General features: G+C 39.5%; 12 protein-coding genes and 1 tRNA gene. 7 read left to right on the top strand and 6 right to left on the bottom strand.

Annotated features, from left to right (window positions below; all coding sequences use genetic code 11):
- Position 1 precedes the first annotated feature (1 nt).
- Positions 2-520, bottom strand: a complete 519-nt coding sequence (locus DFQ12_RS18110; RefSeq protein WP_077437273.1) for a PglD-related sugar-binding protein — start codon at positions 518-520, stop codon at positions 2-4.
- A gap of 283 nt (positions 521-803) precedes the next feature.
- Between DFQ12_RS18110 and DFQ12_RS18105 the strand changes: the two genes are divergently transcribed.
- Positions 804-1,286 (top strand): DUF4293 domain-containing protein, encoded by a 483-nt coding sequence (locus DFQ12_RS18105; RefSeq protein WP_120260439.1) that lies wholly within the window; start codon positions 804-806, stop codon positions 1,284-1,286.
- Positions 1,287-1,352: 66 nt separating this feature from the next.
- The gene (locus DFQ12_RS18100; RefSeq protein WP_120260438.1) at positions 1,353-1,820 is read left to right on the top strand and encodes a hypothetical protein; all 468 of its coding nucleotides are present in this window, start codon (positions 1,353-1,355) and stop codon (positions 1,818-1,820) included.
- Between the two features lie 91 nt (positions 1,821-1,911).
- Here the strand turns inward: DFQ12_RS18100 and DFQ12_RS18095 are convergent, their stop codons facing one another.
- Positions 1,912-2,451, bottom strand: a complete 540-nt coding sequence (locus DFQ12_RS18095; protein WP_077437270.1) for a tetratricopeptide repeat protein — start codon at positions 2,449-2,451, stop codon at positions 1,912-1,914.
- Positions 2,452-2,683: 232 nt separating this feature from the next.
- Between DFQ12_RS18095 and ung the strand changes: the two genes are divergently transcribed.
- Entirely contained in the window at positions 2,684-3,358 is a 675-nt protein-coding gene (ung, locus tag DFQ12_RS18090) for a uracil-DNA glycosylase (protein WP_120260437.1), read from the top strand.
- Here ung and DFQ12_RS18085 read toward each other — a convergent pair.
- Together DFQ12_RS18085 and DFQ12_RS18080 are read right to left on the bottom strand one after the other, a co-directional pair.
- Positions 3,355-4,428, bottom strand: coding sequence for a DUF6695 family protein (locus DFQ12_RS18085; protein WP_120260436.1), 1,074 nt, complete (start codon positions 4,426-4,428; stop codon positions 3,355-3,357). The two genes, ung and DFQ12_RS18085, sit on opposite strands and share 4 nt — an antisense overlap.
- Before the next feature lie 10 nt (positions 4,429-4,438).
- Positions 4,439-4,909 (bottom strand): Lrp/AsnC family transcriptional regulator, encoded by a 471-nt coding sequence (locus tag DFQ12_RS18080; RefSeq protein WP_028071042.1) that lies wholly within the window; start codon positions 4,907-4,909, stop codon positions 4,439-4,441.
- Positions 4,910-5,242: 333 nt separating this feature from the next.
- Between DFQ12_RS18080 and sufB the strand changes: the two genes are divergently transcribed.
- The 4 genes from sufB to DFQ12_RS18060 all read left to right on the top strand — a co-directional run bounded on the left by sufB (position 5,243) and on the right by DFQ12_RS18060 (position 10,488).
- Positions 5,243-6,694, top strand: a complete 1,452-nt coding sequence (gene sufB / locus DFQ12_RS18075; protein WP_120260435.1) for a Fe-S cluster assembly protein SufB — start codon at positions 5,243-5,245, stop codon at positions 6,692-6,694.
- A gap of 63 nt (positions 6,695-6,757) precedes the next feature.
- Positions 6,758-7,516, top strand: a complete 759-nt coding sequence (gene sufC, locus DFQ12_RS18070; protein WP_104383566.1) for a Fe-S cluster assembly ATPase SufC — start codon at positions 6,758-6,760, stop codon at positions 7,514-7,516.
- Between the two features lie 60 nt (positions 7,517-7,576).
- Positions 7,577-8,884: a Fe-S cluster assembly protein SufD gene (gene sufD / locus DFQ12_RS18065; RefSeq protein ID WP_120260434.1), complete on the top strand. Its 1,308-nt coding sequence runs from the start codon at positions 7,577-7,579 to the stop codon at positions 8,882-8,884.
- A gap of 380 nt (positions 8,885-9,264) precedes the next feature.
- Entirely contained in the window at positions 9,265-10,488 is a 1,224-nt protein-coding gene (locus tag DFQ12_RS18060; protein WP_120260433.1) for an MFS transporter, read from the top strand.
- 49 nt (positions 10,489-10,537) lie between these two features.
- Here DFQ12_RS18060 and DFQ12_RS18055 read toward each other — a convergent pair.
- Both DFQ12_RS18055 and DFQ12_RS18050 read right to left on the bottom strand, forming a co-directional pair.
- A tRNA-Gly gene (locus tag DFQ12_RS18055) sits at positions 10,538-10,613 on the bottom strand.
- Between the two features lie 59 nt (positions 10,614-10,672).
- Positions 10,673-12,217 carry an NAD(P)/FAD-dependent oxidoreductase gene (locus DFQ12_RS18050; protein WP_120260432.1) on the bottom strand — a complete coding sequence of 515 codons (1,545 nt, stop codon included), beginning with the start codon at positions 12,215-12,217 and terminating at the stop codon, positions 10,673-10,675.
- Between the last annotated feature and the right edge of the window lie 92 nt (positions 12,218-12,309).

Here is a 12,309-nt window from a genome sequence, read left to right as displayed (position 1 = left end):
GTTAAACGACACTCTCTTTGGGGATGGTTTCTTCGTCTTCAATATGTGTATTCGCTTTGATTTCTGATCCTCGACCTACGAGTACATTGGCTCCAATGGAGACATTTGGTCCAACGTTCACAAAGTCCTCAATGATGGTGTTGCTTTCAATGACTGCCGAACCCGAAATGATGCAATGATTGCCAATCTGTACATCTGGGGCTATCGTCGCTCCAGGAAGAATGATACAACCTTCGCCGATTTCAGCTCTTTTTGAAACATAGGCTTTAGGGTGTATTAAGGATTGAAAATTCCATTCTGGATTTTCAGAGACAATTCTTTCGCGGAGCCCAGGGTTTTTAACAGCAACAAAGAAATTTTCTGCAGCATCTTTAACCTGATGGTGGAGTTGGACCTCATAGTCAAATACATCCTCTATCAACAAAGATTTGTCAATAAGGCCACCGATTTCGATATCTAAATCCTCTGCAACATCTACCGCAGTTTTTGCATGTGCTGTTGCTCCATATATGTATAGCATGATCTTTTAAATTTGTGCAAAGATAGTGCTTTCTGAAAAGAACTCCATGAGGTAGCTCGCATCAATATTGGAATAGTGAATCGGGACTGGTATTGGATTCGTACACAGTATAGTGGGCATTCCGTTGCCGCAAAGAAAGAGTTTAGAGTAAATTATAGGTGACTTAAAGATCAAAGGGTATGTTTTATCTACCAAAAGTTGCAACAAAATAGCCCTTTCGATTGTTCTGATTTCTAAATAGAAAGAAAGCTTATTATATTTGTTGATATACAAAAATTAAAATATGATTCAACGTATCCAAACTGTTTATTTATTAGTGGCAGGATTAGTTATATTCGGCTTGTTTTTATTCCCTTATGTAAATTACAGTGATTTAGTCGGTTTGGGAAAGAATGTGAAGGTGACAGGTGTTTATGGTGTTGCTGCCGGACAGCCGGTGCATGAAGGTGGTTTTGGTTATATTCTGCAGACCATCGTGACAGCCCTATTGGGATTGCTCCCGATCTTCACGATCTTCAAATTTAAACAGCGTAAGGTACAGCTTCTGCTGATATGGGTGGAGATTGTTGCGATTATCTTTTTCGCGATTTGGCTTTACTCTTCAGCAAGTACACATCTCACTACCGTTAATCAATTTTTGGGAGCAGGTAATATTGGGGTAGGTTTCTTTTTGCTGCCGATATCAATTATTTTCTGTGCACTAGCATTAGGTGGAGTGCGACGGGATGAAAAATTGATTCGCTCAGCTGATCGTTTGCGTGCATAATTTTATTTAAATAGATTTTTAATATGGAAAGCCACGGTTAGCGTGGCTTTTTAAATGGTATAAAATATGAATGTAATTTTTCGTTGTACTGCCACGCTGCTTTTTCTTTGCTTTGTGGGCGGTGCGGTAAAGGCCCAGTCAGCAGATTCATTATTGGTGGTTGATGATATTCAGTTTGATTTAAAAGAGTTTCATGTAGACAAGGCAACAAATGAATTGGTTATTAATTTGTTCGCAATCTCTTATAGCAAAGATCCTCGGGAGTTTAAAATGAATACGTTCTCCACACAGATTTTGGATCAGAAGAAACAGCCTCACTTTTTCTCTTCGATTCAGATGGGAAATGTCCAGATAAGATTTGAGGACAAACAGAACTATTTGCATTACTTGCTTGAGGAGGATAAACCTGTAGATATCCAGGTCATTGTGAAAGACTGGAAGAAGACAGATAAACCCAGTAGTATTAAGCTTGTTTTTGAGAGTAGTGAGGAGGAAGGTAAATTTTTGGATGTCCCTATCTTGCTGAATAAATAGTTGATCGAAGCGGTTAAAGGTTAAAATAGAAAAAGCGCTGTAATCTTCATAGATCACAGCGCTTTTTTAGTCTTTAGCAATTTGCCTCAACCTATCGGTTGTATCGGATTTGTTGTTTGTCCAGCATGCCCATCTGATCTTTCATCATTTTGATCTGGTCAGCCAACAATTTATTCTTGTCTGCTTTTTTAGCTTCTTGAAGTAATTTTTCTGCTTCGCGCTTATTGCGTTTTGCCATGGCAACACCCGCTAAGCTCAATTTTGCCAATGCAATGTTGTGGTCCATGTGGAGCCCTAGTGCCAGTGCTTTTTTGAAATATTTTTCGGATTGCATCGGAGCACGTTGAGATTCAATCAATCCAATCAACATGTTGTAATAACCGTGTTGTTGTGGGATCAATTGTTTTTCATAATTCGTGATTTTCCTCAACCATTTTTCGGCGCTAGCCATATCTTGTTTGCGCATATACCATTGCGCGATGAGCATGTATTCATGAAAAAATACAGTGACAAAACCTAGGATAGTGATCAAGATGCCTAGAATTCCCCATCCCCAATTTCCAGTCCAAAATAAGGCAACTGTTCCAATCAGCAATGCACTGCAAATGATGATTCTAACGAGATTTGACATAAATCTTTGTTTAAAAAATATTTGTGTTCAATTTAATTCTGCAAATATCCGTTAATTTCGTCGTTTAAGCAACTCGTTCAAGTGGTTATTTTGTAAAATTATGTTTTTAATGTAGATGATGGCTATCAAAAATTCCTTGGGGTAGCCGATCATGCTGCAGTTATAAATGCTTTGTGAACAGATGCAAGCGAAAAAATTTGTCATTACATACAACTTTATCTAAGTTTGGTTTATGGAAAAGCTATATGATGAGTCTTGGGCATCGGTGCTGAAACCTTTGTTCAGCCAGCCCTATATGAAACAGTTGTCTGTCTTTGTGCAAGAGGAACGCCAGCGGACAAAGGTGTTTCCGCCTGCTGATCTGGTGATGAATGCTTTTAAGCTTACGCCGATCCAAGATGTTAAGGTCGTTATTCTGGGACAGGATCCATATCATAACGATGGTCAGGCACATGGTTTGTCTTTTTCTGTGCCAGAAGGGATTGCTTTACCTCCCTCGCTAAAAAATATTTTTAAGGAATTACAAGATGATATTGAAGGCTTTGTAGAACCTCGCTCTGGAGATCTGACATCCTGGGCCAAACAGGGGGTATTATTACTCAATGCAACGTTGACTGTGCAGGCACATCTAGCGGGTTCACATCAAAAAAGAGGTTGGGAAGTTTTCACTGATAGTATCATACATGCTATTTCGGAACAGTGTGAGCATGTGGTTTTTCTGCTTTGGGGGAGCTATGCGCAAAAGAAAAGTGTATTAATTGATGCCCGGAAACATCTTATTTTGACATCGGTGCATCCGTCACCACTTTCTGTTTATAGGGGTTTTTTTGGTAGCAAACACTTTTCAAAGGCAAATAAATATTTGGTGGAACATGGTAAGGCTCCGGTTGACTGGCGGTTGTCTTAGGCATATTTGTCATTCTTAGAAAAACCTTTTTCACCAACAGTCAGCACACAAATATGTTCCAGTCTAATGGTATTATTAGCTTGTAGAATATGGCTGAATAGAAAATGGCTGTCATAAGTAATCTGATAAGGGCTTTCAAAATCGATCGATTGGCAGGCTTTTCCGAGTACAGTATATTCTAGTTCCCCTTTCGGAGTAAAGCGATGTATGATTGCCTGACTGGTGCCAATGGGTTCGATATAGAACCAGGCTCCTTCGCCAACGCCACCAAGATATTGTGCTTTGGTTGGGATGGAGTCAGGTTTGTCCTTTTGTACTATTCCGCCGATTGTAATATCTTCAGGTAGGGACTCTGCGAGATCACGACAGATATTCGTTCGTAGTTTTTTTAATAAAAATATTAGCGATGCGAATCTGTTCATTTTCATCATTTCAAGGCCGCCTGATTCTGTATATTTATAGATCGATCTATTCGGAGAGGCATTTACCACATTGCTCATTGGGCTTGCTTTTATCGTTTCGGGGAAATTGATGGAATGCCAGAAATGAAATCTTTTGGAGGCGTGGTTGAGGAGTCTTGCAATAAATCGGGAGCAGTTATTGTTATTGAAGGCTACTGCACCATAGGGGTATGAACCTCTATGGACCCATTGGTCTGCGAAAGATTTTCCGCTATAAAAATCTATTCCCTGGACAATAGAAAAATAAAGATCACCTACACCCTGCATCGCATCTTTTATTTCTTCAAAAAACTGGACAATTTCGAGTAGGTTTACAATGCGGTCGCCGTCAATTTGTGCTTTAGCTTTAATTGTTAATTTGGGATCGGAATCTTTCGAGCGAGTTCTTCCATATCCTCTCGGCGCAATGTATCGGCCAAAATCGTAAAAATGAAGTTCACCTGTATCGCGCTCAATCAGAATAATGCCTGTATGACCGACCTTAAAGTTCAGGTTTTTAACGAATCCTATTTTCTTGAAAAACATCATCCATGCCTCATCACCACGGATTGTAGCATCAGGCCAAGCAAGGATCATCGCTAGATCCTGATATTGGGATGATGTTTTCATAAATATTTTTTTAGTATTCCAATGGGATAATCGGTTCCTTTTTACTGGTAGACATGATCATCATTGTCTGGAATGTTTTTACAAATGGAATTTTGGCAATTTTCTCCATGATAACGCCTTCATAGGCTTTTATGTCTTTCACATAGACTTTGAGGATAAAGTCGCAATTTCCGGTGACGTGATGACATTCTGTGACCTCAGGGATCATTTTTACGGCAGCAACAAATTCGGGAATTGCATTGTGTGTATGGAAGTCCAATGAGATCTGTATAAAGGATTTAATCCCAAGTCCTAGTTTTTCTTCGTCAACAAAAGCATGATAACTCTTGATGAAGCCCGAATTTTCAAGTTTTCTTACACGTTCCAACGTTGGTGCAGGAGAAAGTCCAATACTTGATGCTAATTGCAAATTGGTAATGCGGCCATTCTCTTGTAATAGCTTAAGAATTTTTAAATCTGTTTTGTCTGGTGCAAACGGCATATCTTAGAGTCTTAATAATCAATAGTATTTGTAAATATACAAAATTATATTTGGAAATTTAAAAATATACAAAATTATTGATGATTAATAGATTTTGACTATATTATTCAATCTGTATTATAAGTTTAATTGATTTAAAATCATTTGACTGTCATAATCGTTTGAAATGTGCGCATTTCAATGAAATGGAGTGATAAATGTCATTTTTTTATTAAAAATACCTGTTTGAGGGTACATAAAATGTATTTTATTGGCTTTGAAATTGTAACTTTGCAGTTCGATAGTTGCGGAGGCTAGACCCCTCCCGAATTAGTTAAACCGTGAGAGCGCAATATGAGTACTAAAGACGACGATTTATTAAAAGAGCTGGAGCTCGAAGAATATAAATACGGGTTCACGACAGATATCGAAATGGAAATTGCAGCCAAAGGCCTTACAGAGGATACGGTGCGTTTTATTTCGGCAAAAAAGAATGAACCTGAATGGTTATTGGAGTGGAGATTGAAAGCTTTTCGTCATTTTTTGACGTTAAAGATGCCTACTTGGCAAAATTTCAGAGCTCCAGAGATTGATTTTCAAGATCTATCTTATTATGCTGCCCCTAAAGCAAAACCACAATTAAATTCCATGGACGAAGTTGATCCTGAGTTGATTGCGACTTTTGAAAAGTTGGGTATTCCTTTAGATGAGCAAAAGATTTTGGCAGGTGTGGTTGCTGTCGATGCTGTTTTTGATTCTGTATCGGTAAAAACAACTTTTCGCGAGAAACTGAAAGAACAAGGAGTAATCTTCTGTTCATTTGGTGAAGCTGTGCAAGAGCATCCTGATCTCGTCAAGAAATACTTGGGAACAGTAGTTCCTCAAACAGATAATATCTACGCGGCATTAAACTCTGCTGTTTTTTCAGATGGATCATTTGTTTATGTTCCAAAAGGAGTGCGGTGTCCAATGGAGTTATCAACTTACTTCCGTATTAATGCGCAAAATACAGGTCAGTTCGAACGTACATTAATCGTTGCGGATGAAGGCGCTTATGTGTCCTATCTGGAAGGTTGTACTGCACCAATGCGTGATGAAAATCAACTGCATGCTGCCGTGGTGGAATTGATTGCTGAACGCGATGCGGAGATTAAATACTCTACTGTGCAGAACTGGTATCCTGGTGACAAAGATGGTAAAGGTGGTATTTTTAACTTTGTGACCAAACGTGGTATTTGTAGAGGGGATAACAGCAAGATTTCGTGGACTCAGGTAGAGACTGGATCTGCAATTACCTGGAAGTATCCGGGGGTAATTCTAAAAGGAGATAATTCAATCGGTGAATTTTACTCCGTTGCGATGACCCGTAACTACCAAGTTGCTGATACAGGTACAAAAATGATCCACTTAGGTAAAAACACGAAGTCTAAAATTGTTTCAAAAGGAATTTCTGCTGGAAAAAGCCATAATAGCTACAGAGGTTTGGTGAAAATCGGACCTAATGCAGATAACTCCCGGAACTTTACCCAATGTGATTCCTTATTGATCGGTGATAGATGTGGTGCACATACTTTCCCATATATCGAAAACCGGAATAAGACTGCAAAATTAGAGCACGAAGCAACTACATCAAAAATTGGTGAAGATCAAGTATTTTATCTGAACCAACGTGGTATAGACTCTGAAAAAGCGGTGGGATTAATTGTTAATGGTTATGCCAAAGAGGTGTTAAATCAGCTGCCAATGGAATTTGCTGTTGAGGCACAGAAATTATTGGCGATTTCTTTAGAAGGTTCAGTAGGATAGATAAAAAATAATTGAGCAAGCTAGCTAATGCTGGCTTATCGTTCAATACTCAATAAGAATAAAATGTTAAGCATTAAAAATTTACATGCGTCTGTAGAAGACAAACAAATATTAAAGGGATTAAACCTAGAAGTTAAAGCAGGGGAAGTCCATGCTATTATGGGACCTAATGGAGCTGGAAAAAGTACTTTAGGTAATGTATTGGCTGGCCGTGAATCATACGAAGTGAGTGAAGGTTCTGCTTTATTGGATGGAGTAGATCTATTGGATCTTTCTCCAGAAGACCGTGCCCGTGAGGGTCTATTTCTGGCATTCCAATACCCTGTTGAAATCCCGGGAGTATCGAATATCAATTTCCTGAAAACAGCAGTGAATGATATCCGTGAATATAAAGGTTTGCCTCCTATGGAAGCGAAAGAGTTCTTACAAATGGTAAAAGACAAGCAAAAGCTGGTTGAATTTTCAGCCAACTTAGCTAACCGTTCTTTGAATGAAGGATTCTCTGGTGGTGAGAAAAAACGTAACGAGATTTTTCAATTGGCGATGTTGAATCCTAAATTGTCAATTTTGGATGAGACAGATTCAGGCTTGGATATCGATGCACTTCGCATTGTTGCAAATGGTGTGAATGAGTTGCGTTCTAAAGACAATGCTTTTATTGTCATCACACACTACCAACGTTTATTAGATTATATCGTTCCAGATTTTGTTCACGTATTATACAATGGTCGTATCGTGAAATCAGGCCCTAAAGAATTGGCTTTAGAGCTAGAAGAAAAAGGATACGATTGGTTAAAAGAATATGATACACAAAACGCCTAATCTTTTACACCGGTAAAATAGGAGTAGAAGAGAATTTTGGCGATTTGATTAAAAAATAACATGAGTACATTAGTTTCAGAATCATTACTTCAACAAGTGTTGGGAGCTTTTAAAGAGCAAGGTGTTTCAGACGAACCTGCTTTCTTTACAGAAGCACGTCAACAAGCATTCGAACGTTTCGAAGCAGCAGGCTTTCCCACAGTTAAGAATGAAGAATGGAAATATACAAACATCCACAGTATTATCAATAAGCCCTATGCGCTTGATGTAGATGTGGATATAGAGGGCTTGGATTTTAGTGCGGGAGAGATTCCAAATTTGGATGCGTACCGTATTATTCTGGTTAATGGCCAGTACGTATTGGCGGTGAGTGAGCTGGAAAAGGTAAAAGGACTTGTTGTTATTCCAATGGATGACGCTGTTGCTGAGCCTGCATTTCAAGCACATTTTGCGAAGTACGCTGATAAATCCGATAATATCATGGTGGCGCTTAACACAGCTGCTTTTACCAATGGTGTATTCATCCATTTGAAAAAAGGTGTTGTACTTGATAAGCCTATACAGATTATTCACGTCGCTACAGGAACAGAAGATTTCTTTGCACAAACACGGAATTTGGTTGTTGTTGAAGCTAATGCTGAACTTGAATTGATCGAAAGCTTTATCACTGCAGATGGTGCCGCAAGCAATGTGCATAATAAAGTTTCAGAGATTGTCGTAAAAGAGAATGCTAAAGTCCAACATTACTATCTTCAAGTGGCTCAATCTGTAAGCCGTTACTTTAATCATACGGAAGTATACCAAGAGAAATACAGTCTTTATAATAACTACAACTGTAATTTCCCGGGTGCATCTTTTATCCGTAACAATATTAATGTACGCTTGGATGCAGAAAATGTAGAAAGTCATTTGTACGGTATTAACCTGACCGCAGGAGATCAATTGGTCGATAATCACACTGTCGTAGATCATCTTAAACCACATTGTGAATCATACGAATGGTATAAAAATATCACACAAGATAAATCTACAGCTGTTTTCAACGGAAAAATCTTTGTTCGGGAGGATGCACAAAAAACCAATGCTTTCCAACAGAACAATAATATGTTGATGTCCGATAGCTCAGCGGTTTATACAAAGCCCCAACTAGAGATTTTTGCAGATGATGTGAAATGTTCACACGGATGTACGATCGGTCAGTTTGATAATGAAGCTTTGTTTTATTTGAGAGCACGCGGAATTGGTGAGGAGTCAGCACGTATTCTTCTCGTACATGCTTTCGCATTTGACGTAACAACTCGTTTTTCAAATGAGGTTGTTCGGAGATATGTGGAAGAATTGGTGGAAGAAAGTTTAAGAACGAACTAAACTAAATCACACAAACTATACACTTGATAAGGCGTTTACTGATTCAGTAAACGCCTTATTTTTTGATAAGTATTCCTTTTTCGGTCTTTTTCTTTTACTTTTGTAGTGCTATGTACATGTCTTTATATACAACTTACGCTTATAAACCTTGGGTTTTATAGCTCATTTACGTTTTTAAAATCCTAATAGAACGCATCTGTTCACGAAAGGAATGGCTTGTTTCATACTGAGATATCAAAAAATCAGCTTTAACTGATTTGATACTCGGGAAAGAACTTTCTTCTATTTTATTTCGTTGGTCTGGCATGCGTAATAAACGTTTTATTTTAATGTGTTGGTCATTCTTGATCATACACCTGTTGTATTTTATATAAAATTTTATGGAAAAAAATAACTGGTTTCGTACCTATAGTTATATATGGACTGGGCAATTTATCTCTTTGCTGTCTAGTTCAGCTGTCAACTTTTCGATCATGATATGGTTGAGTTTGACGCACAAGTCTGCTGAAGTATTGGCTTTTGCTGCTATCGCAGGCTTATTGCCACAAGCGATCATCGGGCCATTTGCTGGTGTTTATATTGATCGATGGGATAGAAAGAAAGTCATGATCTTTGCAGATGGCTTTATCGCGCTCTGTACATTAGGAATGACCTTTGTACTCAAAAGTGATGGTACCAATATGTTTCTGATTTATCTGTTAATGGCCTGTCGTTCGATCGGTTCAGCATTTCACTCACCAGCCATGCAGGCAATTGCGCCACTTCTCGTGCCGGAAGACAAATTATTACGTGTTTCAGGTATTAATCAAATGTTACAGTCGGTAAGTAGTATTGCTGGTCCCGCATTGGGAACCTTGGCTATTAGCTATTTCCCTATTTCGAGTGTCTTGTATCTGGATGTCATCGGTGCCGCAGTAGCTATTACATCTTTACTCTTTGTGACTATCCCACACCTGTCCCGTTCTGATGTGAAACCTTCTATTGCTGCTGTTTTGGATGATCTTAAACAGGGAATGCGCGCTATCTATCATAATAAAGGACTAAAAATGTTGTTCCTATATGCTATGGTGGCGACTTTCTGTATTATGCCCGTTGCCATTATGTTTCCCTTGCTGACGATTGGTCATTATAGCGGTGGCAAGTGGGAGATGAGTATTATTGAGATTATTTGGGGGATAGGTATGCTTGTTGGAGGCAGTTTTTTGGGACTTGCAAAAGTGTCTCTATCAAAAGTAGTATTAGTAAACAGCATGCATATTGTATTGGGGATAACCTTTGCGCTATCGGGTTGGTTTCCCTCGACCTGGTTTGTTCCATTTGTCATCATGACAGGTTTAGGTGGAGTCTCCATGTCTATCTTCTCGGCATCATTTATGACAATTATTCAAGAACAGGTACCAGTAGAAATGTTGGGGCGTGTTTTCTCGCTTTATTTTAGCATAGCTATTTTACCGAGCATGATAGGACTTCTTTTTACAGGCTTTATCGCAGACGCAATCGGAGTGGCGACAGCTTTTATTATTGCGGGTCTTATTGTTGTATTGGTCGGACTGCTGTCTTTTTTCAATGCATCAATTATGAGTTTAGGACACACGGAAAAGTAAGTTGAGCACAAATAAAAAACGCTTCCAAATTTTGGAAGCGTTTTTTATTTGGAGCGAAAGACGAGATTCGAACTCGCGACCCCAACCTTGGCAAGGTTGTGCTCTACCAACTGAGCTACTTTCGCGTTGATGCTACAAAAGTAAGGCATTTCTTCTTATTCTGCAAGAGAAAAAGTAAAAAAACTTAACTTAAATCAATTGCATCGACACAATTAATTCCATCTATAGCCGCCGAAATAATACCCCCTGCATAGCCGGCTCCCTCCCCACAAGGGTAAAGTCCTTTGACCTGAGGGTGTTGCAGATTTTCTTTGTTTCGAGGTATACGTATGGGTGAAGATGTCCTAGATTCTACACCGACCAAAATCGCATCATTTGTATAATACCCTTTCATCTTCTTTCCAAATATTGGTAAGGCGCCACGAAGGGCTTCATGCACAAAAGTGGGTAAAACTTCGCTGAGGTCTGCCGAAGATGTCCCAGGTTTGTACGAATTCTCAGGTAGGTCCATCGAGACCCGTCCCTCAACGAAGTCAACCATTCTTTGTGCGGGGGCAACAAGATTTCCTCCACCCACCTCGAAAGCTTTGCGTTCAATTTGCTTCTGAAAATCAAGTAAAGCAAAGGGATCATTTAGGGCATTAGGTACATCTTCGAGGTTGATCTGGATGACGGTGCCTGAATTGGCATGTGGATTATTACGTTTGGAAGGCGACCATCCGTTGACCACGATTTCATCACGGTCTGTTGCACAGGGAGCGATGACGCCACCGGGGCACATACAGAATGAGAATACACCACGATCATTAACCTGTTCGACCAGACTATAATAAGCTGGAGGTAAATGCTCACTTCTGACTTGGCAATGGTATTGTGCCTGATCTATAATAGCCTGTGGGTGTTCTATGCGGACGCCTAATGCAAAGGCTTTTGCTTCGATCAGCCAGTTGTTGCGATGAAACAGTTCAAAAATATCCCTAGCGGAGTGGCCAGTGGCCACGATAACATGATCAGCTTTGATTTCCTCCCCACTGGCTAATTTTACACCACGAACCTGACCAAAGGATTCCAAAATATTATCTACACGTTGGTCGAAAAGAAATTCACCACCAAATTCAATCACACTCTCCCGCATCGCCTCAATAATATGAGGGAGCTTGTTTGTACCGATATGGGGGCGGGCATTCACTAAGATGTCTGTTGTCGCTCCATGAGATACAAAAAGTTTGAGAACTTTGTCTACATCCCCCCTTTTATTGGAGCGAGTATAGAGCTTCCCGTCTGAATAAGTTCCTGCACCACCTTCTCCAAAACAGTAGTTGGATTCAGGGTTTACAACACCTTCGCGGTTCAGTTTCGCAAGATCACGTCTTCGGTCCTGTACTTTTTTTCCTCTTTCCATGACAATCGGTTTGAGGCCACGTTCAATACAGCGAATTGCCGCAAATAAGCCAGCAGGGCCAGCACCAACGATAATGACCGGTTTGCCATCCTGGACAGACTTAAAGTGGTTTTCATAAATCTCCGGTACCGGGAGTTCGTCGATATAATAAATGACCCTTGCTCGATAGACCACCTGCTTACTGCGGGCATCGATAGAACGTTTACGGATTTTATAACCTTTGACCTGTTGTGGTTTCAGACGTAGGGCTTTTACGCCTTGTTGTAGAATATATTGCTCATCTTCGATTTTTTCGGGAAGGATAGCAATCTCAATTTCTTTTTGCATAAGATAAAGGGCTGGGTTTTTATCCCAAAACCGGGACAAAGTTACGGAATATTGGCTGTTTGCCGATTTGGAAATAAAAATATTCTTATCTT

Source organism: Sphingobacterium detergens (assembly GCF_003610355.1).
Lineage (GTDB): Bacteria > Bacteroidota > Bacteroidia > Sphingobacteriales > Sphingobacteriaceae > Sphingobacterium > Sphingobacterium detergens.
Note: the sequence above shows the minus strand (reverse complement) of the source record. Positions and strands in the feature narration are given on the sequence as shown.